The 24871-nt window shown below is 45.7% G+C and carries 17 protein-coding genes, 1 tRNA gene, 1 rRNA gene and 1 CRISPR repeat array; of the genes, 2 read left to right on the top strand and 17 right to left on the bottom strand.

Annotated features, from left to right (window positions below; genetic code table 11):
- The 11 genes from PGS38_RS13120 to cas9 all read right to left on the bottom strand — a co-directional run.
- Positions 1-144: ribosomal RNA gene (locus tag PGS38_RS13120) — 16S ribosomal RNA — on the bottom strand; the annotation flags it as partial.
- A gap of 119 nt (positions 145-263) precedes the next feature.
- Positions 264-410, bottom strand: coding sequence for a hypothetical protein (locus tag PGS38_RS13115; protein ID WP_158580618.1), 147 nt, complete (start codon positions 408-410; stop codon positions 264-266).
- A 301-nt stretch (positions 411-711) separates the two neighbouring features.
- The gene (radA, locus tag PGS38_RS13110; RefSeq protein WP_055221439.1) at positions 712-2091 is read right to left on the bottom strand and encodes a DNA repair protein RadA; all 1380 of its coding nucleotides are present in this window, start codon (positions 2089-2091) and stop codon (positions 712-714) included.
- 73 nt (positions 2092-2164) lie between these two features.
- Positions 2165-2578, bottom strand: coding sequence for a hypothetical protein (locus PGS38_RS13105; RefSeq protein WP_055221437.1), 414 nt, complete (start codon positions 2576-2578; stop codon positions 2165-2167).
- A 103-nt stretch (positions 2579-2681) separates the two neighbouring features.
- Complete coding sequence (locus tag PGS38_RS13100; protein ID WP_117510239.1) at positions 2682-5156, bottom strand: ATP-dependent Clp protease ATP-binding subunit; 2475 nt, start codon at positions 5154-5156, stop codon at positions 2682-2684.
- A 16-nt stretch (positions 5157-5172) separates the two neighbouring features.
- The gene (locus PGS38_RS13095) at positions 5173-5559 is read right to left on the bottom strand and encodes a GntR family transcriptional regulator (protein ID WP_117510240.1); all 387 of its coding nucleotides are present in this window, start codon (positions 5557-5559) and stop codon (positions 5173-5175) included.
- Positions 5560-5638: 79 nt separating this feature from the next.
- Positions 5639-6403: a type III pantothenate kinase gene (locus PGS38_RS13090; protein ID WP_117510241.1), complete on the bottom strand. Its 765-nt coding sequence runs from the start codon at positions 6401-6403 to the stop codon at positions 5639-5641.
- A gap of 225 nt (positions 6404-6628) precedes the next feature.
- A CRISPR array of direct repeats spans positions 6629-7191; the repeat unit is 36 nt; unit sequence GTTTGAGTACCATACATTTTTACATCATTCTCAAAC.
- A gap of 63 nt (positions 7192-7254) precedes the next feature.
- Positions 7255-7929, bottom strand: a complete 675-nt coding sequence (gene csn2, locus PGS38_RS13085; protein ID WP_117762144.1) for a type II-A CRISPR-associated protein Csn2 — start codon at positions 7927-7929, stop codon at positions 7255-7257.
- Positions 7926-8231 (bottom strand): CRISPR-associated endonuclease Cas2, encoded by a 306-nt coding sequence (gene cas2, locus PGS38_RS13080; protein ID WP_117762145.1) that lies wholly within the window; start codon positions 8229-8231, stop codon positions 7926-7928. The genes csn2 and cas2 overlap by 4 nt, the downstream gene beginning before the upstream one ends.
- Before the next feature lie 11 nt (positions 8232-8242).
- Positions 8243-9109 (bottom strand): type II CRISPR-associated endonuclease Cas1, encoded by an 867-nt coding sequence (gene cas1, locus PGS38_RS13075; protein WP_117762146.1) that lies wholly within the window; start codon positions 9107-9109, stop codon positions 8243-8245.
- Positions 9106-13083, bottom strand: coding sequence for a type II CRISPR RNA-guided endonuclease Cas9 (gene cas9 / locus PGS38_RS13070; protein ID WP_117762147.1), 3978 nt, complete (start codon positions 13081-13083; stop codon positions 9106-9108). The genes cas1 and cas9 overlap by 4 nt, the downstream gene beginning before the upstream one ends.
- A 413-nt stretch (positions 13084-13496) precedes the next feature.
- On the opposite strand from cas9, the gene PGS38_RS13065 reads away from it, so the two are divergent.
- Positions 13497-13579 (top strand) — tRNA-Leu (locus tag PGS38_RS13065).
- A gap of 156 nt (positions 13580-13735) precedes the next feature.
- On the opposite strand, the gene PGS38_RS13060 is transcribed toward PGS38_RS13065, so the two are convergent.
- Genes PGS38_RS13060 through PGS38_RS13050 form a run of 3 tightly spaced genes read right to left on the bottom strand, consistent with a single transcriptional unit; the run spans position 13736 to position 17352 of the window.
- On the bottom strand, positions 13736-15013 hold the full coding sequence (locus PGS38_RS13060) for a diaminopimelate decarboxylase (RefSeq protein WP_055221426.1): 1278 nt from the start codon (positions 15011-15013) through the stop codon (positions 13736-13738).
- Between the two features lie 23 nt (positions 15014-15036).
- Positions 15037-16473 (bottom strand): pyruvate kinase, encoded by a 1437-nt coding sequence (gene pyk / locus PGS38_RS13055; protein WP_022463218.1) that lies wholly within the window; start codon positions 16471-16473, stop codon positions 15037-15039.
- Between the two features lie 15 nt (positions 16474-16488).
- Positions 16489-17352, bottom strand: a complete 864-nt coding sequence (locus PGS38_RS13050; RefSeq protein WP_055228519.1) for a rhomboid family protein — start codon at positions 17350-17352, stop codon at positions 16489-16491.
- A gap of 218 nt (positions 17353-17570) precedes the next feature.
- Here PGS38_RS13050 and aroC point away from each other — a divergent pair, with 218 nt between their 5' ends.
- Positions 17571-18677 (top strand): chorismate synthase, encoded by a 1107-nt coding sequence (gene aroC, locus PGS38_RS13045; RefSeq protein ID WP_117762148.1) that lies wholly within the window; start codon positions 17571-17573, stop codon positions 18675-18677.
- 83 nt (positions 18678-18760) lie between these two features.
- Here the strand turns inward: aroC and PGS38_RS13040 are convergent, their stop codons facing one another.
- The 3 genes from PGS38_RS13040 to PGS38_RS13030 all read right to left on the bottom strand — a co-directional run bounded on the left by PGS38_RS13040 (position 18761) and on the right by PGS38_RS13030 (position 24646).
- Positions 18761-19819 carry a lactonase family protein gene (locus tag PGS38_RS13040; protein ID WP_117762149.1) on the bottom strand — a complete coding sequence of 353 codons (1059 nt, stop codon included), beginning with the start codon at positions 19817-19819 and terminating at the stop codon, positions 18761-18763.
- A 223-nt stretch (positions 19820-20042) separates the two neighbouring features.
- On the bottom strand, positions 20043-20570 hold the full coding sequence (locus PGS38_RS13035; protein WP_022463214.1) for an RNA polymerase sigma factor: 528 nt from the start codon (positions 20568-20570) through the stop codon (positions 20043-20045).
- A gap of 278 nt (positions 20571-20848) precedes the next feature.
- Complete coding sequence (locus PGS38_RS13030; RefSeq protein ID WP_117762150.1) at positions 20849-24646, bottom strand: phosphoribosylformylglycinamidine synthase; 3798 nt, start codon at positions 24644-24646, stop codon at positions 20849-20851.
- Positions 24647-24871 lie beyond the last annotated feature (225 nt).

The following is a 24871-nucleotide window of genomic DNA, read 5'->3' as shown; positions in this document are numbered from 1 at the left end:
CAGGTCACCCACGCGTTACTCACCCGTCCGCCGCTCAGTCAACTGAAAATCATCCGAAGAATCAATTCAGCCGCTTCGCTCGACTTGCATGTGTTAAGCACGCCGCCAGCGTTCATCCTGAGCCAGGATCAAACTCTCTGATAAAAGATTTGTTCCAAGTTCAAAATCAACATACTAGCTAATTTATCCCTTTTACTGTTTTAAAGGATCTTTCGATCGTTTTGAATTACTTATTCAGAACTTTCGAGGATGTGTTTCACTGTTTAATTATCAAGGATCTCTGCCGTTCCGACTCGGATCAGCTCGTTTATTTTATCACAGAACTTTTCGTTTGTCAAGAACTTTTTTAATTTATTTTTTGAAGCTCTTTCGAACTTCTTTGCTGTTCTCTCGATCAGCAACTCGTTCATTTTATCAAACTCGTTTGCTTTTGTCAAGAACTTTTTTCAGGTTTTTTTGAAGCAGTTTTTCCAACCCGCGGCAGCCACCCGGCTCCGAACTAGATTTTTCTGTTTCAAAGAAACTCATTCGCATCAGCTCTCACTGACAGCTTAGTTATAATAACACCCCCGAAAGCAAAAGTCAACACCTTTTTTCGAATTTTCTTATTTTTAGAAAAATATAGTTAATTCTGCATATTTTATATTTTATCTGAATTTTTTAAAAAAGACCGTACGCATCACACGCCGGTCCTTTTTCCACAACTTCCTTCTAATTTTTCCCCACGCGCAGAATCGCATCCTGAATATTTTCCACCGGAATCAGTGCGATTCCACCGATTTTCTCCACGGACTTCATGCAGACAGCAGGTAAAATCACCCGCTCGAAGCCCAGTTTTTTTGCTTCCAGTACACGCTGTTCCGCCATGCTGACGGCGCGGACCTCACCGCTTAAGCCGACCTCGCCAAATACGACCGTTTTCTCATCGATCACCTGATCTTTGTAGCTCGATACGACGGCAAGTGCGATGCCAAGATCGATCGCCGGCTCATTCATCTTGATTCCGCCTGCGATGTTGACGTAGGCATCGCTTGTCGAAAGATTGACTCTTGCGCGTTTTTCCAGCACTGCCATCAGCAGGTTCACACGGTTGAAATCGCATCCTGCTGCGGTGCGGCGCGGGATTCCGAAATTACTGTGGCAGACCAGTGCCTGAATCTCGATCAGGATCGGGCGCGTTCCCTCCATGGAGCATGCGACAACCGAACCGGAAGCTCCCTCCGGCCGTCCGTTCAGCATGTATTCCGATGGATTTTTCACTTCCACGAGTCCCTCTGTCTGCATTTCGAAGACGCCGATCTCATTTGTAGAACCAAAACGGTTTTTGACGCCGCGCAGAATCCGGTAGGACGCATGACGGTCGCCCTCGAAGTACAGCACGGTATCTACCATGTGTTCCAGCACACGTGGGCCGGCCACATTACCGTCTTTTGTCACATGACCGACGATAAAGATCGAAATTCCCATTCCCTTTGCAATCTGCATCAGCACATTCGTCGATTCCCGGACCTGGGATACACTGCCCGGCGCGGAGCTGACCTCTTCGTTATACATGGTCTGGATCGAGTCGATGACGGCAATCTCCGGCTTCTCTTTTTCCATGACGGCGCGGATAATGTCAAGATTCGTCTCACAGAGCAAGGACAGATTTTCATTAAATTCTCCGATCCGCACGGCGCGCAGTTTGATCTGGCGCAGGGACTCCTCGCCGGAAATGTATAAAACCTGATGTCCTGCTGTGGACAGCATGCGGCACACCTGCAGAAGGAGTGTGGATTTTCCAATTCCCGGATCGCCGCCGACCAGTGTCAGGGAACCCGGCACAATTCCTCCGCCGAGCACCCGGTCGAGTTCTCCGATTCCCGTCGGGATACGCTCTTCTTTTCCTGTTGAAATTTCCGTCAGATGCACCGGCTTTCTGCCCGCTGCGCTGTGGCTTCCGAGCCCCTGGTTTCCCGCCGGTGTTTTGGCCGCCATCGGTTCCTCCACAAACGTATTCCATTCTCTGCACGCCGGACACTGACCCATCCATTTTGCTGACTCATATCCGCAGTTCTGGCAGAAAAAGGCTGTTTTTTTTGCTTTTGCCATAGTTGTGTCTCCCTTATAATTGTCAAAAAAAGCTGCCGCACACGTTCTGCGACAGCCTTCTTTTCTTATTTCATCATGCTTTTACGATTTCTACTGCTACATCCTCTGCTTTTTCCAGCTCTACGCTGAAGGAAAGTTTTCCGCCGAGATTTGTGGTCATGTGGCCAACGTTTACGCCGTCGAGCAGCACCTTGTATTCGGTCTCTGCTTCCATTTCAACGGTGATCTGTGCATCCTCCGGTCCTTCTACTTTGAAGGTCATGCCGTCGTCGAATACGTTCAGATCGGTAACTGCGGTTCCCGGAACGGATTCGTATACGAACAGTCCGTTTCTCTCCAGCTTTGTGATTTCCTTAAAGGTTTTTACTTTATACAGATCTCCTCTGTGCTCAAAATCAGATTTTTTTGCCTTTGCCGCAAGCTCATAATCTCCGAAGCTGATGCCTCCGTCTGCCTCTGTGCGGATTAATTCTTTTACTACTGACATTTGTAAATGCCCTCCTGGTCTTGTCTTTTGTGGTGTTTCGTTTCTTTGTGAAAATCATACCATAATCAAAAAGATTTTACCATATAATTTATGGAATTTTATATTATTTTTTCTCAAGAACCTTAAATGTAATCTCTTTCTTATTCATTCCAGCCGCAACGGTATCGCCTTTTTTCACTTCTCCGTTCAGGATGGCTTCTGCGAGCGGATCCTCAATTTTGCTCTGGATCGCGCGTTTTAACGGGCGGGCACCGTACTTGCTGTCGAAGCTGTTTTCCACGAGATATTCTTTCACGGTGTCACGGACTTTCAATTCAATGTCCATCTGCTCCTTGCAGCGGCGCTCCAGATCTTTGAGCAGAATCTGCAGAATCTTCTTCATATCCGCCTTGGTAAGCTGATGGAATACAATAATCTCGTCGATTCGGTTCAGGAATTCCGGCTTAAACATCCGTTTGACTTCTTCCATCACCTGGCCCTTCATGTATTCGTAGTCTTTCCGCTCATCTTCTGTCGAAAGGAATCCAAGGCGTTTCGGCGCTACAATGTTCTGTGCTCCGGCATTGGATGTCATGATAATGCAGGTCTGTTTGAAATCAACTTTTCTGCCCTGCGCGTCGGTGATATGGCCATCATCAAGCACCTGCAGCAGAATGTTGAAGACATCCGGGTGCGCTTTTTCGATCTCGTCAAACAGGATCACACTGTACGGGTTGCGGCGCACTTTTTCGGAGAGCTGGCCGCCTTCCTCGTAGCCGACGTATCCCGGAGGGGATCCGATCAGTTTGGAGACGCTGTGTTTCTCCATGTACTCCGACATGTCGACGCGGATCAGGGCCTGCTCTGTACCGAAAACTGCCTCGGCGAGTGCTTTGGAAAGTTCTGTTTTTCCGACACCGGTCGGTCCAAGAAACAGGAAGGATCCTGTCGGACGGTTCGGGTCTTTTAATCCGACTCTGCCTCGTTTTACGGCTTTTGCCACAGCTGTCACGGCTTCTTCCTGGCCGACAACGCGTTTATGGAGTGTCTGCTCCAGTCTTGCCAGACGTTTCGATTCTCCTTCCGCGAGACGCTGTACCGGAATTTTCGTCCAGGTGGATACGGTTTTTGCGATTTCTTCTTCTGTTACCTGCAGTTTTTTGTTTTTGCAACGGCGTTCAAAGCGTTTTCGGATCTGCTCCAGATCTTTTTCGAGCTCCTGCTGGCGCGCCTGCAGTTCTTTTGCCTGCTCAAAATCGCCGGCACTGATCGCGGATTCTTTTTCTTTCTGTACTTCGAACAGTGTCTGCTCCTCTTTTGCCATGTTGTCCGGCACCTGGTAGCCGGCGAGCTGTACGCCTGCGGATGCCTCATCGATCAGATCGATGGCTTTATCCGGCAGGAAACGGTCGTTGATGTAGCGGACGCTCATTTTTACGGCTGCTTCCAGTGCTTCATCGGTGATTTCCACGCCGTGGTGGCGTTCGTAGTATGGGCGCAGGCCTTTTAAGATATCAAGTGCTTCGCTTTCCGTCGGTTCTTCTACTTTGACCGGCTGGAAACGGCGCTCCAATGCGGCATCTTTTTCGATGTATTTACGGTATTCTTCGAGCGTGGTTGCACCGATGAGCTGAATTTCTCCGCGGGAAAGGGACGGTTTTAAGATATTGGATGCATCGAGTGCTCCCTCTGCACCGCCGGCCCCGATGATGGTGTGAAGTTCATCGATGAACAGCAGAATATTTTCATTGTCCGTCACTTCTTTGACGACACGTTTGATACGCTCTTCGAACTCACCGCGGTATTTGCTTCCGGCTACCATTCCGGAAAGGTCAAGGACAACAACTCGCTTATCGCGGATCGTTTCCGGCACAATGCCAAGGGCAATCCGCTGCGCCAGACCTTCCGCAATCGCCGTTTTTCCGACACCCGGCTCTCCGATCAGACACGGGTTGTTTTTTGTCCGGCGACTTAAGATCTGAATGACACGCTCAATTTCCTGCCCACGGCCGACAACCGGATCGAGTTTTCCTTCGCGCGCAAGCTCAGTCAGATCCCGGCTGTACTGGTCCAGTGCCGGCGTTTCGCTGGTCTGCGCTCCACCTCTTGTCTGCGGTCCGCGGCCGGTATTTGCATTTCCGCTTGCACCGCCCTGCAGCGGTGCCTCGCCCATGGCAGTAAGGATTGCTCCATATAGTTTCTGAATGTTGATCCCCATGGTAAAAAGCAAACGGGTAGCAACACAGTCACTTTCTTTTAAGATTGCGATCAGCAAATGCTCGGTTCCCACAGCTCTGCTCTTAAAACGCGCTGCCTCCGCTTCTGCATTTTCAAGCACTCTGCGTACCCGCGGAGTATAGCCCGGTCGGGATTCGGTCACGGTGTTTCCGCCTGGTGCAATCAGACGGTCAATCAGTTCGGTAAGCTGTCCGGCATCTACGTGAAACTCAGAAAGCACCATGCCTGCTGTGCCATCCTCCACGTTCAGAAGTCCGATCAGAAGGTGTTCGGTTCCTACGTAATTATGTCCACATTTTTCAGCTGTCCTAACCGCATATGCCAGTGCTTTTTTTGCCTGACTGGTATATCCTTCTCTCATAATACTATTGTCTCCTTCATGTTTCGTCTGCGTAATTGCTGTAAATTTCATCTACAAGCTGATGTACTTCTTCTTTTGATATATTTTTGCAGACGGCTTTTGCAAGAATCACCTGCAGATCTTCGCGCAGTTCCTGCATGGCATACAGTTTATCCGCATCGATAGAGATAACGGCTCCTTTTCTTCGGTCAATCGAAAGAAGCCCCTCCTGCCGGAGTACGCTGTAGGCCTTATTTACGGTATGCATGTTGATTCCGATATTGTCTGCGAGCTGTCTTACCGAAGGTAGAGTATCTCCTTCCTGAATTCTGGAAGTGGCAATACCCAGAATAATCTGATTTCTCAGCTGGATATAGATCGCTTCATCGCTGTTGAAATCGATCTGTATTGTCTCATAATACATAGTTACACCCTGCTTTCTCGTATCGTTTTGTTATACATATGTTATAACAATTCGCAAACTTTGTCAACAAACGGTTTCCCTACCTGTTTTTCTCGTAGATGATCTGAAGACCTTTCAGGAGCAGATTCTCATCGATGATGATGTCATGTCTGCAGTGCGGAATCACAGCTTTCGCCAGACCTCCGGTAGCCACAATCGTGCATTTGCAGCCAAGTTCTTCTTCCATCCGTTCGATCATGCCGTCGATGCTGGCAGCGTTTCCATAAATCATACCGCCTTTCATACAGTCCAGCGTATTTTTGCCAATGACTTTTTTCGGTGCTGTCAGACTGGTCTGGCTAAGCTGCGCGGCATTTGATACGAGAGCATCCAGCGAAGTACGAAGTCCCGGAAGAATCACGCCTCCGATGAAGCTTCCTTTCTGATCAAGTACACTCATCGTCGTGGCAGTTCCCATATCGATAACAATCTGCGGACATGTGTATTCATTCAGCGCTGCTACTGCTACAACAACAAGATCGCTTCCTGCCGTTGCGGGGTCGTCCAGTTTGATATTAAGTCCGGTCTTCACACCGGGGCCGACAACTTTGACCGGCTTTTTAATCACTTTTTCTGCCGCACTCCGGCAGAGCTCTGTCACCTGCGGAACAACGGAAGAGATGATACCTCCTTCGATCTGCTCCACCGGAATCTCATACAGTTCCAGTACATTTTTCAGGCTGACTGCGTATTCCAGCTCTGTTTTTGCCTTGTCCGTGGAGAGTCTTTCGATAAAGTATGTTTTTTTCCCTTCCACACACCCAAGGACGATGTTCGTGTTGCCGATGTCTATTGCAAGGATCATGATTCAGGTTCCTCCTGTAAAAACTATGAAATGAAATTCTTGTGGTTTTATTATACATGGTGCGGCGCTTTGAGACAAGGAAAAAGACAGCAAGAAAAAGACAATTAAGTCGATTTCATACTGTCTTCTGAATATTTCATTTTGAATTATCTATTCTTGTTGTTCACAAAAATAAATTTTACATCATTCTCAAACGTACGATTTAGCAGAATTTGCCCTGAAAATGTTTGAGTACTATACATTTTTACATCATTCTCAAACCATTACTTACAGATTTAGGGGAGGTGGAAAGTTTGAGTACCATACATTTTTACATCATTCTCAAACAGGCGGTGATGGATAGTGAGCAGCGAGCGGTTTGAGTACCATACATTTTTACATCATTCTCAAACTAGAAGCTGTCATTTACGCGCTCAAATCGTGTTTGAGTACCATACATTTTTACATCATTCTCAAACGTCTTTTACGCCGTCATATGACGTTTTCAGGTTTGAGTACCATACATTTTTACATCATTCTCAAACTTAAAACCATCATTCGCACCATATACAGTAGTTTGAGTACCATACATTTTTACATCATTCTCAAACTGGTTTTCGACTTTCACGTTTGTTCCTGATGTTTGAGTACCATACATTTTTACATCATTCTCAAACATCGTCGATGAAGGCTTTTCTGGACAGGGTGTTTGAGTACCATACATTTTTACATCATTCTCAAACTTCATGCCTGCAGAATAGAAATCGTCCTCAGTTTGAGTACCATACATTTTTACATCATTCTCAAACCTCAAATTTAAAAATGAACTGCTTTCATCTGCACAAAACAGGTACTCAAACATCCGATGGATATTAATAGACATCACATCCATCTTTGTCAATTATATAATATTCTCTCTGATTCGAAAAGTCCCTTTGTATATTTTCTATGAAAAGCAAGGATATTTCATAGTAGCATGCCATTTGGGAGAGTTTGTTTATTTGTGTTTCGTTCAGATAGGATCGAATATTGACCAAAATCACCAGTTCTTTTTGGAGAAGTTCGGCCATAACTTTGATATATTGCGTTAATTTTTCCAGAAGCCCCATCTCTTTTTCGGTTTCTGTCTGAACTCCCATCAATTTTAGGAGTGCGCTCAAATCGATTTCCTCATTTTGTTCCAATTCGTACCCACTGACAGCTTCCAATTGATAGATGTATTTCTTCAGTTCCGCAATAATTCTCTGCGTTTCCAGAAACATTTCTTCATTTTGCGCACTTTTGACCAGCTCTGTAAATAACCGTTTTTGTATTCTGTGATCCGCAAAATCAAGAGAAAAGGGCGTTAATACCAATTCCACATCTCTTTTCATATTCAGCTCTGTGTCAGCTTTAGAAAGTACGAAATTTCCCTTCTCTCCCTGATTTTGTTTTTGCAGCTGCTCCACATATTTTAAAAACAGCTCCGGTGATTCTATAATCCATTCCGTGGGACAGTTCCGATGAATCGCAATAGGTTTTTCCAAGTCCACATGTACCAGTTTCATAAAATCACCAGCCTTTCATCCGTATTCAACACTTCACTCTTTACGTTCCCAACAATCAGATCCATTTTCGCATACTGCTTCTCAGTCACCGTTAAAAGCTGTATCAGACCTTCTTCCGGCTTATTTTTATGAATCTGATCCACGATTCCATTCACTACAGTTGTATTTAACGCAAGCTTACAGTATACGGATTCCTGGAGCATCAGGAATCCGCTTTTCAATAAAAACTTTCGAAATCTCGCATATTCTCTTCTCTGATCGCCCGTCAGCACCGGAAGATCAAACAGTACCAATACTCTCATAAAACGATAACTCATAGGCCATAAAACCGGATCAATGCACTGTCATTCTCATTTAAGGCATCAAATACACTTTTACAGTAAATTTTTATGGCATTATTCACATACTGTGTTTTCCCGTCTATCATGACTTCGTTGTTTAATACATTGACCAACTGTATTTTTTCCTCATGCGTAAATTCTTTCCTCTGCATTTGGATTACTTCCCGGTCAATCAGAACACGGAACGGTTCCATCAAATCGGACGCCAGATTAAACTGATTAAACATATTATCATGAAAGAGTCCGAGCTGTGTAATATAACCGCTCGCTACAATTTCTCTCGCAAACGCAGACAACAAAATGCTATATCCGTAATTCAGCGCTGCATTTTCCGGACAATCCGCAGTTCTGGTAAATGTCATACCGAACAATGCATTAAAATATACCTTTGCCGCATGCCCTTCCCGGTTTGTCTCATCGTTCCAGCCAATCTCCTGTAAATATGATTCTAACAGACCCGCTTCTTCCTTTCCCATATTTTTTAACAGTTCCTTCTGTTTTCGTATTTTTTCCGTCACAATTTCTGTCCAGATCGCTTCTTTACTGTGCCGGCTCCACTGAATCTGCTTTCTGATTTTATTGCTGGTATCATGACTTCCGTAATACCCAACCAGTTCCGACGATGGATTTCTCTTTTCATCGCAAAAAATCACTTTTATTTTCTTTTTTGTCAGCTCTGCCAGCAGACTTGTTGTGACTGTTGCTGCTGTTGACTCAATCAGAATGGTTGATATTTCACTTAAATGTATTTTTGTTACTTCCTCATTTCGCACCACAAGGTAACCAAGCTGATAGTCCAGCTTTGCCCGTTTGGAAATAACCACAATCCGCCAGCTCATAATGCATTCAGGTCTACTGTCTGCTCGTAGATACCGGTTGGCGATTGATGAATCATTTCGATTCGACTGCAATCGGTTATATTTTTGTTGAGACACAAAATTCCTGCTCTTCCAGATCCTCCAATTAATTTCAAATCAGCGGCAGCACTCTGGCACTGGAAAAAATGTAAAACTTCATACAAAACGATACACTTTTCTTCTATGCATAATTCTTTAAATTTTTCTCTTTTTTCCGTTAATGTCTTTGCCTGTGCTCCAAGTTTTTTTGCATATACCGTATTTGTTAATTTATTTAAAAAGGTTTCATACAGCATCACCACCTTCTTTTCTTCTAAATGGTCGGAATCGTAAATTTTCAGTTCTTTATTCTGTTTTTTACGTTCCACGTACTGTACTATTTTTTTCAGTATTTCTGTTTCTTCCTGGGAAAGTACCAGCTGATTTGCACCTTGCATCAATAGCTGATCCCCTGATCTTCCGGAAACCCACATATAAAATCCGTCCACACAAAACAGAGTATCTATTTTGATTTCCGGCACCAGCACTCGCGGATTCTTTAACTGTCTTTCCTCTTCCAGATACCGAATTATATTTTCTTCTGACTTCTGAATTTCCTTTTTCAGACGAATCGGCACATACTCGATTGTTCGTATTTTCTTTCCCTTTTTGCCCTCCGATTCTGCCAGTACAAAGTAAGCTCCCGCCTCTTTGTTATATCCTCCATACTTCTGTATATCACAAAGCCGTTCATCACTGCTCTTGATCGGAACCTGACCTTTTCCTTTTTTGACAATCTGCTGGTCAAACAATGCACCTGTTGCCTCATACGATCTTCGCGTCACAAGAATGTTGTTCTTTTCCATAAACTTTCGGACTGTCACAATGGTTCCGTTCCCGCCTTCCCAGGCAATTTCTCCGTTTCGTTCAATTCTTTCCTGTTCAAACATCTTCTTCAGATTATAACTTCTTCCCGGATTTTCCTTAATGAAGTGAATCGGATTTGATGTGAATTTTACAAAATATGCGTTGCCAACGACAATATTCAAATAAGCATCCTTCGCATGATGATAATCATTCATCTCCCGTACCTTCAGAAATTTAAAATCCTTACGGAACTTTGAAACGGTTGGCGCTTTTACATAAACAATCTGTGTATCCGGGATCACCTGCTGCAGAATACTTGCTGCCGCTTTTGTACTCTGACGAGTTTCCACCAGCTGCCTGGAAATAAATCCAGCCAATTCAGACGGTTCAAATCCATTTCCTCTTATCAGCCGTTTATATTTTTCTTCACTGATCAATCCGGCATCCACTAAAGATTTCCAGAATGGCTGCATTTTTTTCCGAACTGTTTCATCGATCGGATATTTATCCTCTTTCATCTGATTACACTTTTTCTTTACAAGTACCCGGTTATCCAGGCTATCATCCATCACTTTGGACTGTGGAAAAATATGATCAATGTCATACTTCTGATTATCCCACAATTCCTCCAGTTCAATTGTTTCACCGGAATACATGCATTTTCCTTTTTGCGTATAATACAAATACAGCTTGTCTCTTCTCATTTCCGCATCGGAACGCTTTTCAATCTCATCTATCCAGTCTTTTTCTTCCGCTTTACATTTTTTATAAAGTTCCAGCAGTTTCTTTTTTCTTGAAGAGGTTCTTCCCTGATCGGTTTTTTCTCTTGCCATTTCTATAAAAACACGTTTCGGTGGGTTTCCCATCACTTTACAGATTTCCTTTACAATCAAAAGGCTCTGCCAAATCTGCCGCTTCACTGCCGGTGATACGTAAAGCTCCTCGACTAATTCATACGAAATATCCCGTTTTTTCTGTTCGTTTCCATTCTTTTCTTCGATTGCCGATGCAAACAAATATTTTTCGCTAAGCAGTTGCATCAGATTGTCATTCGTCTCCCACAAAGCCCGAATAATAGACCATGCCTCTCCCGTTTCCGGTGCCGGTGCTTCCATCTCTTCCAAAAACACTTTTGAGAGTCTTCCCCAACCACGATACGGCAGTTTACTTATGCTGTCTCTTTGTTTTTCTGTCAACTCCGGAAACAGTTTCTTTAATCTCTGTTTCAGTATCGCTTTATCATCTCCAAACAGCGTTACGTTCAGGATGATGCATTCTTTTTCCGCCTGGTTCAGTGACAGATTTGTTAATTTCTCTTTAAAGTCATGGTATGCCGTAAGAGAACTCTTGAAATCACCATCAATTCCGGTAATTTCAACTTCTTTTCCGGTAATTCCTTCTTTCACTAAATAGTTTTTCAGTTTTTTCTGTGTAACCTTTCTGCTTTTCTGGAATACTTCTTCATATATTTTCTGTTTCTGCTCTACAGATATCTTTTCTCCATCCAAACGCAGATTATTTAATTCATTTAAAACTTCGTATTTGCTGTACAGCAGAGAATACTTTGGTAAAACATCTTCACTTGGCAGATAAGTACATTTATTCGTCATTCTTCGAATAAACTGCTCTGCACTTGCTTCCAAATCTACCATCTCATCGAAGTTCCATGGATATATTTTGCCTTCTTTTCGTACCGCCCAGTTACTCTTCTCCCCTTTTTTTCGAATTCCGTTTAAGGGTCCTACGTAGTACGGAATGCGGAATGTGAAAATCTTTTGAATCTTCTCTCCATTCTCTTTCAGTAGCGGAACTTTATCTTCCAGATTTTTCAGGATTGCATTTAATTCATATAAATGAATCTGATATGGAATGACACTGTTGTCTTTTACAGTCTGTTTCGGAAGAAACGTTCCCATTTCCATTTCCTTCTGCATGCAGGATGCTTTCGTCACATCTGATATCTTGCCCAGAATATTCTTTTTCAGATAACCGTAAAAGTCTTCCTGACTACATTGTTTTGGTGCCTTGATATACGCATAATAATTAGCTTTTTCATCCTTTTTTGCAAACAGTCTCTGATATTCTTCCCTTGAAAGATTCTCTCTGACCAGCTTTTTCAGATCTTTCAGATCTTTTTTATGCTTTTCATAAAGTGCCACTTTTGCCTCTGAAAGAGAAGAATAGTTCTGCAAAATATCAGCCAGAACAGCCCAATCGTACACTGCTTTTGCGTGTTCAATTAATACATATTTTTCTCCCAGCTCTGCTTCGATCTCTCCAGCGTATTCTTCATAACCTGCATCTGCGAAGCAAAGTTTTGGCCGTTCCAGTGTATCCATCTGTTTTTCCCCAAACAGATTTCCCAGTTTTGCTGTTCCACCGGTAATCAATCCCAGCCACTCTTTTTCACAGGATGTTTCTGCCCGCATTGCTTTTACTGCTTTTGTCTTTTTCGCAGATTTGGTCAATGTTCGGTCTTTTAAAATTGCCTCTATTTCCTTGCTTCTTTCCACTCCAATCTCGGAAGAAAAGCCAAGTTCTTCTGCCCGCACTGCTTCAAGGAACTGTTCAAATGTTGTCTGAAATTCTCTTACCTGTTCGATATTTCCGTTTAATAGAAAATGGCCTCTGTGTTTCATCATATGATGCAGAGCAAGATATATCAGGCGAATATCAGGCGTTTCGTCAGTTTCCATTAACCATTTTCTCAGATGATAGATGGTTGGAAACTGTTTATGATATTCTTTGTCTGTGTAATCATCATCCGCAAACAATGCATAGGGAAGTTCCGGACACTTTCCCTGCCTGTCACGCTTATCCTCTGGCCAGTAACGACTCTCTTTCATTCTGCGAAAAAATCCATCATCTATCTTTTCTACTTCTTCCGCAAAAATTTTCTGCAGCAATTCTATTCTCCAATTACGACGATCCAATCTTCGTTTTGCTGTCCGAAACCCTCTTCTCTCTTCTGCAGTCTGTGCACTGTCAAATAGCCGTACACCCCAAAGTGTTTTTCCATGTGCGCGCAAAATTTCGTACTTCTCATTTGTCACAGCCCATCCAACCGAACTGCTTCCCATATCAAGTCCGAGATAATATTCCCCTTTCATCTGTTCTTTCCTCCATTTTCTACATTTTATCTAATTTTACCATATATTTTGATTTTTTACATCTTTTCTTTCCTATTTTCAACAATTCTACTTCCTGGTTCTTGCTGTTCTCACAGTACTGAATCATAACCATGTTTCATTTCTAATTTTAGACAACAAAAAAACTGCTGTCTATGAAGACAACAGTTTTCGTTCCACACACTGTGGACCATCTAACGATGGCGTTTTCGATAAATCGTTATTTGAACTTATGATGTAAAATTTAGTATGGTACTAAACTATCTACACTATACTTCTATTTTTTCCTTTCGTCAATCTTTTTTAGAAAGTTTTTATGATAATTATTCCATTTTTTTCTCTTGCGTCCTTCTTGTTTTTATGGTAAAATATATCTTGTTCTGATTACGAACACTGCCGCTGTGGCGGAATTGGTAGACGCACTTGACTCAAAATCAAGCGGTGAATAACCGTGCCGGTTCGAGTCCGGCCAGCGGCATAGCTAAAAAAGATCTGCAAAAACGAACGTTGATGCAGATCTTTTTTATTGTCTTCCCTTCAAAAAAACAGCTTTTGAAAGAAAGAAAACCCCTTTCGAAGAACCGGCCATCTGCCGCATGGTTCTTTTTGAAAGGGGTTTTACTGTTGTTATTTCTTATTTATTTCCAAACATCTTCTCATACTCCGGTGTTCCATCCAGTGTAGCGAAGTAGTCCTTCGGGGTTTCTGCGCGGCGGATGACTTCAAAGCTGCCGTCCTCTTTTAACAGAACCTCTGCAGATTTTAATTTTCCGTTGTAGTTGTATCCCATGGAAAATCCATGTGCGCCGGTGTCGTGGATGAAGAGGAGGTCTCCGACTTCCACTTCCGGAAGCATGCGGTCGATCGCGAATTTATCGTTGTTCTCGCACAGAGAGCCTGTTACGTCATATTTGTGGTCGCACGGCTGATCTTCTTTTCCCATCACCGTGATGTGATGGTAAGCGCCGTACATAGCCGGTCTCATCAGGTTGACCGCGCAGGCATCACAGCCGATGTACTCTTTGTAGATGTGTTTCTGATGGATGGCGCGGGTAACGAGTCCGCCGTACGGTCCCATCATGAAACGGCCCATTTCCGTGTAAATTGCAACATCGCCCATGCCGGCCGGAACGAGAACTTCATCGTACACTTTATGTACACCCTCGCCAATCACGCGGATGTCATTGCCTTCCTGATCCGGTTTGTACGGAATTCCGACGCCGCCGGAAAGATTGATGAATTTAATCTTCACGCCCGTCTCTTTCTGCAGCTTTACAGCCAGCTCAAACAGTGTTTTTGCCAGAACTGGGTAGTAATCATTGGTTACGGTATTACTTGCAAGGAAGGAATGGATGCCGAACTCTTCTGCCCCTTTTGCCTTCAGAATGCGGAATGCCTCAAAAATCTGCTCGGTTGTCATACCGTATTTGGCATCTCCCGGATTGTCCATAATATCGGTGCTGATTTTAAACAGTCCGCCCGGGTTATAACGGCAACAGATTTTCTTCGGAATGTAGCCTAATGTTTTCTCAAGAAAATCAATATGCGTAATATCATCAAGGTTAATGATCGCACCAAGCTCTGCAGCCAGTTGATACTCTGCAGCCGGTGTTACGTTGGATGAAAACATGATTTTATCTTTCTCAAATCCCATCGCATCGGAAAGCATCAGCTCCGTGTAAGAAGAGCAGTCGCATCCGCAGTCATATTCACCCAGCATTTTGATCAGTGTCGGGTTTGGGTTCGCTTTTACAGCAAAATACTCACGAAATCCCGGATTCCAGGAAAAAGCTTCCTTTACCGCTTTCGCATTCTCACGAATTCCTTTTTCATCGTAAATGTGAAACGGAGTTGGTACTGCTGCTGCGATTTCTTCCAGTTTTTCTTTTGTTACAAAAGGCTTCTTCGTCATTCTCTTTTGTCTCCTTCTTCTGCTTATTTTGCCTGAATAATGTGAAGCATGTTTGTCATATATCCTTCACCCGTCACCTCGTTAGTAGCAGGGTCTCCGGCCGTAAAAATAACCATATCGCCACGTTCTACAAGCTCCTCACGGCGCACCATATACATAGCATGGGAAATGATGTTCTCCGTAGAATCTTCCTCGTATCCGGTCACCGGACGAACGCCCCAGTAGAGCTGCATTTTTCTTCTTGCCCATTCATATGGGGTAACGCCGTAAATCGGTACGCTCGGACGAAGGTTGGAAATCAGTCTTGCAGTCTGACCGGACATCGTCGGAGTCACAATGCAGGCTGCTTTGATGTGTTCTACCATAGAAACGGCTGCACTTCCGACTGCTGCGGAAACATTTAGCTTTCCTTCCAGCGCTTTTCCATCGCGGTAGTCTTCGAATTTCAGATAACGCTCCGTCTGCTCGGCAATCTCTCCCATCATGGTAACTGCCTCGATCGGATATTTTCCGGCTGCTGTTTCGCCGGAGAGCATGATCGCATCCGTTCCATCATAAATTGCATTCGCAACATCGGCTACCTCTGCACGGGTCGGACGCGGGTTCCGGATCATGGAATCCAGCATCTGGGTTGCTGTGATAACCGGTTTGTATTTATGATTGCATTTTTCAATGATGATTTTCTGTACATGCGGTACTTGGCACGCCGGAATCTCTACACCAAGATCTCCCCTTGCAACCATCACACCATCTGCCGCATCGATGATGCTGTCGATGTTCTGCACACCCTCCGCATTTTCGATCTTGGCAATGATATCAATATGCTCTCCTCCGTTTGCCACAAGGAACTCACGGATTTCGTTAATTGCCTCTGCATTCCGGATAAAGGAAGCTGCAACAAAATCAATATCCTGTTCAATACCAAAAAGAAGATCTCCTTTGTCTTTCTCCGTGAGGTTCGGAAGATTGATCGAAACGTTTGGTACATTCACGCCCTTTTTTTCTCCGAGCTCGCCGCCGTTTACTACGGTACAGACAATTTCCGGTGCATTTACTTTTTCTACGCGCAGACCGATCAGACCATCATCGATCAAAATCGTATCTCCCTCTTTGATATCTTCCGTAAGGCCGGTGTAGCTGACAGAACAGTGATTTTCATCTCCGGTCTCCTGAACGGTTGTCAGGGTAAAAGTCTGTCCGGTTACCAGATTCACTTTTTTTCCATCTTTTAAAACGCCGGTACGAATTTCCGGTCCTTTGGTGTCCAGAAGGATTGCCACAGGAGTTTTCAGCTCTTTTCGAAGCTCTTTCAGCATATCCATACGCATTTTCTGCTCATCGTGGTCTCCATGAGAAAAATTAAAACGAGCAACATCCATTCCGGTTTCAATCAGTTTTTTCATCAGGTCACGGGAGTTGGTATTTGGTCCCATGGTGCAGACAATTTTCGTTCTTCTCATACTTTCTCTCCTTCTTTATTTTACATGTTCATGCGTAAACAGGTGATCCTGGCAGTATTCATAGTTTCCGTTGCATCGGGAACAGAAACGGAACTCCAGATTCGGATCATCTTTTTCGGTCCGGCCACAGATCGCACATTTGTGTTTTGTGATCCCGTTCGGATTGCGGTATTCGGCTTCGCCTCTTGAAACGGCCTTTTTAAATTCCTTCCGGCGTCTGTTCTGCTGGAAAGAGCCGCGTTTTCCTTTTCTTGTCATCAGGAAGAACACAAGGACGTTTGCAAGGGAACAAAGAATAACAACACATCCTGCCCAGTTTCCGCTCATGATGCTGGTAATCATGCTGTAGGCGAGAAGCGCTACGTCAAGGTATGCCAGCCATTTGATTTTGATCGGAATAATGAAATACAGCAGTACCTGCATATCCGGGAAGCTGATCGCAAAGCCAAGGAAAATCGAGAGGCTGATGTAGTAAGTGCTGAATGCCGTTCCCATCAGCGACGGATATCCGTTGACTGCATATAAGATTCCATACAGCAGGAAGGAACCGATAATGGTCATCAGAATGCCGGAAAAGATGTAAACATTATACTTGAAATCTCCCCAGGCTCTCTCAAGGCTTGTTCCGATTGAGTAATAGAAAAACAGCATGATGATCGTAAAGATATCAAGGCTGCTCGGCGGAATCAGAATCCAGCTCACCAGACGCCAGATCTGTCCGTGCAGAATATAATATGGTTCCAGCGTCAGATACTGTCTCATGATGGGAGCCGCAAGCGCAATGATATATCCCGCAATGTACGTTACGATAATGTACATCGTCAGATGGCTTAACGCGTATCTCCCATATTTTCGCTCCATTTTGTCTAAAAAATTCATGCACACTCTTCCTTTTTGTTTGTTTTATTTTACCGGCTTTCACTGCCCGAAAATACATTCTCATTATACGTGCTGCCTTTTCGTTTGTCAAACGGTATAACGGTGAATTTCGTCTCCGAAAAAGAGCTTTACGAATGTTTTACTTTCCGGTATAATTTATTAGAAATCTTTTCCAGTTATTTTATAAATATACGAAAAAATTCAGGAGGACTTTATATATGGCAGGATCATCATTTGGTACCATCTTCAGACTGACCACCTGGGGAGAGTCTCATGGAAAAGGCGTGGGCGTTGTTGTGGACGGAGTGCCGGCCGGCCTTTCGCTTTCCGAGGAGGATATTCAGTTTTACCTCGACCGCAGGAAGCCGGGACAGAACCGCTTTACCACAAAACGGAAAGAATCCGATACCGTTCAGATTTTATCCGGCACTTTCGAAGGAAAAACGACCGGTACCCCGATTTCCATGGTGGTATGGAATGAGGATCAGCATTCCAAAGATTACAGCGACATTGCTTCCTATTACAGACCGGGCCACGCCGACTATACGTTTGATGCAAAATACGGTTTCCGCGACTACCGCGGCGGCGGACGCTCCTCAGGACGCGAGACGATCGCACGCGTGGCTGCAGGTGCCATTGCCTTAAAAATGCTCTCTGAGCTTGGCATCACCGTTTCCGCCTACACCCGCTCCATCGGTGACGTGGAAATCCAGTCTTTTGATACCGCTGAAATCGCGAATAACGCCCTGAATATGCCGGATGCAGAGGCTGCCGAAAAGGCTTCCGAGCTTTTAACAAAAGCCATGGCGGAAAAAAATTCCGTCGGCGGTGTGGTCGAATGTGTCGTTCACCATATGCCGGCCGGTGTCGGCGATCCGGTGTTTGAAAAGCTCGATGCCAACCTTGCAAAAGCACTCGTCTCCATCGGCGCCGTAAAAGGCGTGGAAATCGGAGACGGTTTCTCGGTCTGCACAGCTACCGGGCTTACCAATAACGATGCCTTCCATGTAAATGCGGACGGCTCCATTGTCAAGCTGACCAACCACGCCGGCGGTATTTTAGGCGGTATCAGCGACGGAAGCGATATCGTTGTCCGGGCTGGTTTCAAACCGACCCCGTCCGTTGCTGCTTCCCAGCAGACCATCAACAAAGACGGCGAAAATATTGCCATCGAAATCAAAGGCCGCCACGACCCGATCATCGTTGCACGCGCCGTTGTTGTCGTGGAATGCATGACCGCTCTTGTCCTGGCGGACGCACTGCTCGTCGGCATGAGCGCCAAACTGGACAATGTAAAGAAAGTCTGGGCTCTGGACGAGAAATAAAGGCCGGACTGCTTCTTTCTGGCTTCAACACAAAAAATGCCTGCGGGATACAGTTCTTCCTGCAGGCATTTTTGCGTTATTTTTTAGTGAACGCCTTTTTTCGTAATCAGAATACAGTTCGGCGTCTCCACTTTCATCGGGCGGCCTTTCTGAACCAGCACGTTTTTCTCATAATCAACGGTAAATGTTGTGATCGTGTTGGACTCATGGTTTGCCACTGCGATATGTTTTCCGTCCGGGAACATTGCAATATCCTTTGGATATTCGCCGCTGATCGGAAGTGCAAACTTCTTCTCCATGCAGCCGGTCTCCGGGTCGATATGGAACATTGCTACGGTATTGTCTCCGGCTGTAGAAGTAAACAGGTAGTGGTGATCCGGGGAAAGGCACATGCCGGATGCAGCGTCGTGCGCCTGGTCCACGTTCGCGGATGTGGTGCTGATCGACTGCAGTTTTTCAAATTCCGGTCCGTTTCCCGTATCACGGTAGCTGAATACATCGACTTTGTTCATCAGCTCGTAAATGACATACGCGTATTTTCCGGATTCACTGAAAACGATCTCTCTCGGACCGGATTCACGCTCACAGCGCAGGATATCCACCAGTTTCAGGCGGTCACGCTGTGTGTTCAGCTTGTACATTTTGATCTGGTCAATGCCGTTGTCGACTGCGCAGACATATTTGTTGTCCGGTGTAGGAACGACACAGCTGACATGCGGGCGGAAGTTACGCTCTGCCACACTGCCAAGGCCCTTGTGGAACACGCCGTCCATCAGACTTCCGAGGCGGCCGTCCTTATGGGTATGTACAACGGTTACTTTTCCGTCATGATAGCCTGCCACGAACAGGTATCTTCCGGTTTTGTCCACCGACAGATAGCAGCCGCGCATGCCGTCGATGTCTACTTTGTTGATCGGGGTCAGGTCTCCGTCATCCTCCACTGCAAACACTGCAACGCCTTCATCTGCAATCGAATACAGGTATTTGCCGTTTAAGGAACGGGCAATGTGGGAAGAGTTGTTGACCGGTATGACTTTTCGCTCTGTCAGAGTGCCTTCTTCTACATTTACATCATATAAATGAATACCAATGCTGCTTCCATGGGTATAAGTGCCTACATAGGCTACGTACTCATCCTTCATGTTGTTTTCATCCTTTCTGCCTTCTCGCACATCGTGTGAATTTTCTAAAAATATTTTAACACAATTTCCGCGCCACGACAACGAGGAAAACGGATTTTTGATATGTAAACGGTAACACTTTATTTTTAGACACAGGATATTCTCCTGCAGAGAATTTTTTAGATATTTCTATTGTTTTTGGATTGTAAGAGTTGAGGTTTCCGCTGCATACCATTTCCATTTTCTACGCTCTCGTCAGACTGATTTCCTGACTCATCATTCCCTGCAGTTTCTTGATTGCGCGGCTGTACTGGCACTGCAGCGCCTGCTCGCTTTTCTTGCAGAATCCGCTGAGCTCTTTGTAGCTGAATCCATATGCTCTCCCCCAGAAAATGCGCTGATCCATCGGATTCAGGTTCTGGATGCAGTTCTGCATCACCATTCGTTCCTCAATCTCGGCTGTCGCGGCCGCCTCCCCTTCATTTCTGTTCTCTTTCTGATACTGTGTATAGGAAACTTCATTCTGATAATAATGTTTTCTGCGCTGATTCTTGATCTTGTTTTTTGCCACACAGAACAGCCATTTCGTCATCTCTTCTCCTTCGAGATCGGCAACGGTTTCAAATTTTACCACCAATACCTCCCATACATCGTTCAGCACATCCTTCGCCGTCTCCCGGTCATTGTTCAACTGACCGCAGATATAACGGAACAGCACATGACTGTTTTCCTCGAATATGATCTGAAAAAATCGTTCCTTCTCTTGTCTCATACACTTCTTTCTCCCTCCTGTTATTTCGCTGTCCTTCTCTTCCGGGCCCGTCATATATGTAATGTGTTGAGACTATCGAAATCTTTCGTTTTTTCAGAATATTTCTACTATTTGACCTTATTACTTTTGTTAATAAAGCAAAATATTGCGTTATAACTGCACCGCGGCGCATAATCAAATTTTTTCTTTCGAAATCAGAAATTACTGTTTCTGACAAAAAATTCCCGCAGAAAGGAGCTTTCTTCCTCTCTGCGGGAATCTTCTATTTTGGTTTTATTTTATTTAAAGTAAGCAACACCGGACTCAAAGATCTTCAGATCCTGCTCTCCGTAGATGTTGACTGCTACGCCGTTGTCGCGGCGCTCTGCGTGTGCCATCTTACCAAAGACACGGCCGTCCGGGCTGGTGATACCCTCGATTCCGCAGTAGGAACCGTTGACATTCCAGTACTCGTCGTTGGTCAGGTTTCCGTTGACATCGCAGTAGCGGGTTGCAATCTGGCCGTTTGCCATCAGCTTGTCGATCCACTCTTTCGATGCTACGAAACGTCCCTCTCCGTGGGATGCCGGGTTGGTGTAAACACCGCCAAGCTCGGCGCCTGCCAGCCATGGGGATTTGTTGGTCACAACCTTCGTGTAAACCATCTTGGAAATATGGCGTCCGATAGTGTTGAAGGTCAGAGTCGGGGAATCCTCCGTCTGTCCGAGAATCTCACCGTACGGAACGAGTCCCAGTTTGATCAGTGCCTGGAATCCGTTGCAGATACCAAGGGCAAGTCCGTCTCTCTCATTCAGCAGTTTGGTAACAGCTTCTTTGATCTTCGCATTCTGGAATGCGGTTGCAAAGAATTTTGCTGATCCATCCGGCTCATCACCTGCGGAGAATCCGCCAGGGAACATGATGATCTGCGCCTGGTTGATGACTTTTTCAAAGGCATCGACAGAACCGCGGATGTCTTCTGCGGAAAGATTGCTGAATACCTGAGTGATAACTTTTGCACCGGCACGCTCGAAAGCTCTGGTGCTGTCATACTCACAGTTCGTTCCCGGGAAGACCGGAATGAATACGGTCGGCTGTGCCAGCTTGTGGGAGCATACGTGGATGCTCTTTGCCTGATAGCAGCTGTCTGCAACAATTCCGTTTTCGTCTGCTGCTGCCACATTCAGGGCATCTACCTCCGGAAGCTCTGCACCGGATACGGTCTTGAATACTTTTTCCAGCGGTTTGTTCCATGCGGAAACGGCCTCGCGGATGGTGATTTCGGTGTCTTTATAGGAAAGAACCGGTTTGTCTGTCACTTCACCGATGACGGTGTAGGTGCTTGCCAGCTCTCCGACTTTTTCAGCCGGAACTTCGCAGATCAGATCTGCAATATATGGAGTAAAGAGATCTCTCTCGTCTACATTGTGCTCGATGGTTACGCCGAGAGCATTACCGAATGCCATCTTGGATACGGCTGCTGCGATACCCTGACGGTCTACGACATAAGCGGCTTTCACACGGCCGTTCTGCATATCCTCATGCAGTTTTCTGTAGGTTTCCATGACGCCTTCGTACTCTGGAAGCAGATGTGCGTCGACTGGAAGGTGGATCCACACGAGTTTGTCTCCTGTGTTTTTCAGCTCCGGAGATACTACATCTTTTAATTTTGCAACGTCAACCGCGAAGGATACGAGTGTCGGCGGTACATCGATATGGTTGAAGGTACCGGACATACTGTCTTTTCCTCCGATAGACGGCAGGCCGTAGCCCATCTGTGCGTCGTATGCACCAAGAAGTGCTGCGAACGGCTGGCTCCAGCGGTGCGGATCCTCAGTCATTCTGCGGAAATATTCCTGGAAGGTGAAGCGGACTTTGCTGTAATCGCCGCCGACTGCCACGATGCGGGACAGGGACTCGGTTACGGCATAGACTGCTCCGTGATACGGGCTCCAGCTCGATACGTATGGATCAAAGCCGTAGCTCATCATGGTAACGGTGTTGGTTTTTCCATCCGGAACCGGCACTTTTGCAACCATGGCCTGAGTTTCAGTCAGCTGATATTTTCCACCGTACGGCATCAGCACGCTGGCTGCTCCGATGGAGGAGTCAAACATCTCGACAAGACCTTTCTGGGAGCATGCGTTGAGGTCTGACAGGGTGGACAGCCATTTTTCTTTCACGTCGGCAATGTCACCGCTTCTTTTTAACGGGGTGTCCTCTGCTTTTGGAATCTCTACGAAGACATCATTCTCCTGATGTGCTCCGTTGGTATCCAGGAATGCACGGGAAATATTGACGATCTCTTTTCCTCTCCAGGAGAGTACCAGACGCGGGTCCTCGGTTACGACTGCAACTTCGGTTGCCTCCAGGTTCTCTTCTGCGGCATATTTCAGGAACTGCTCACGGTCTTTCGGGTCGATGACAACGGCCATACGCTCCTGGGACTCGGAGATGGCGATCTCGGTTCCGTCGAGGCCGGCATATTTTTTCGGTACTTTGTCCAGATTGATCTTAAGGCCCGGTGCCAGCTCGCCGATGGCAACGGAAACTCCGCCTGCACCGAAGTCGTTGCATTTTTTAATCAGAAGGCTGACTTCCTCGCGGCGGAACAGTCTCTGCAGTTTACGCTCAGTCGGTGCGTTTCCTTTCTGTACCTCTGCACCGCAGGTCTCGATGGATTCTGTCGTATGTACTTTGGAGGAACCGGTTGCACCGCCGCAGCCGTCTCTTCCAGTACGGCCGCCGAGCAGGATGATGATATCGCCCGGATCGGAATTTTCACGGACAACGGCACGGCGCGGTGCTGCTCCAAGGACGGCTCCGATCTCCATACGTTTTGCCACGTAGTCCGGATGGTAAACTTCTTTGACATAGCCGGTTGCAAGACCGATCTGGTTTCCGTAGGAGCTGTAGCCGTGTGCTGCTTCTCTTACGAGTTTTTTCTGCGGAAGTTTTCCTTCGAGTGTCTCGCTCTGCGGACGGGTCGGATCTGCGGCTCCGGTCACACGCATTGCCTGATATACATAGGTTCTGCCGGAAAGCGGGTCACGGATTGCACCGCCAAGGCAGGTTGCTGCACCACCGAACGGCTCGATCTCGGTCGGGTGGTTGTGGGTCTCGTTTTTGAAGTTGATCAGCCACTCTTCGTCTTTTCCGTCTACATCTACCGGTACGACGATGGAGCATGCGTTGATTTCATCAGACTCTTCCTGATCTGCGAGTTTTCCTTCGGATTTCAGTTTTTTCATTGCCAGAAGGGCAAGGTCCATAAGGCAGATGAATTTGTCGTCACGGCCTTTGTAGAGTACCTCACGGTCGCTTAAGTAGCGGTCGTAGCTTTTTTTCATCGGCTCGTAGTAGTCGCCTTCGCCGAAGGTCACGTTGGTAAGCTCGGTGGAGAAGGTGGTATGGCGGCAGTGATCGGACCAGTAGGTATCGAGTACGCGGATCTCGGTCATGGATGGATTTCGTTTTTCTTCGCCGCGGAAGTAGTTCTGGATATGCAGGAAGTCTTTGAAGGTCATGGCAAGGCCGAGGGAATCATACAGGGCTTTTAATTCTGCCTCCGGCATGTCGATGAATCCGTCGAAGATTTTGACGTCTGCCGGCTCTTCAAATTTTGTCACGAGGGTTTCCGGTTTTTCAAGTCCTGTCTCTCTGGAGTCTACCGGATTGATGCAGTGTGCTTTGACTGCGTCAAACTGCTCATCAGTCATCTCTCCTTCGATAACATACGTAACGGCGGAGCGGATGATCGGCTGCTCGTCTTCTTTTAAGAACTGCACGCACTGTACGGCAGAATCGGCTCTCTGATCAAACTGTCCCGGAAGGAATTCTACGGAAAATACTCTCGCACCTTCTGCACGCGGGAAATCTTCCTGATAGCAGATATCAACCGGCGGCTCTGCAAAGACTACTTTACATGCTTTCTCATATGTCTCATCACTGATATTTTCTACATCGTACCGGATCAGCTCCCGTACGTTGGTTACGGTCTGGATGTTCAGATAGTGCTTGATTTCATGCTTCAGATCTTTCGCCTTAATCGCAAATTCCGGCTTTTTCTCCACATAAACGCGTCTGACTGTACTCATTTTTATCCTCCATTTGTCTGAATCATAGTCCCCCAAAAACGGGACAATCTTTCGTTACTTACAGAATAGCATATTTATCTTTATAAATGAAATTAATATATCTTATATGTTTTATAAGTTTTGTTTCTTAATAGACGGACGCATTCCATTTTTCCTGCACTACCATCCCACTCATCACCCATTCTCTCCCGTCCTAAACCGTCAGGCCCGCGCACCTTCTGGTGC

Origin of the sequence: Fusicatenibacter saccharivorans, assembly GCF_027667425.1 — a bacterium.
GTDB lineage: Bacteria > Bacillota > Clostridia > Lachnospirales > Lachnospiraceae > Fusicatenibacter > Fusicatenibacter saccharivorans.
Note: the sequence above shows the minus strand (reverse complement) of the source record. Positions and strands in the feature narration are given on the sequence as shown.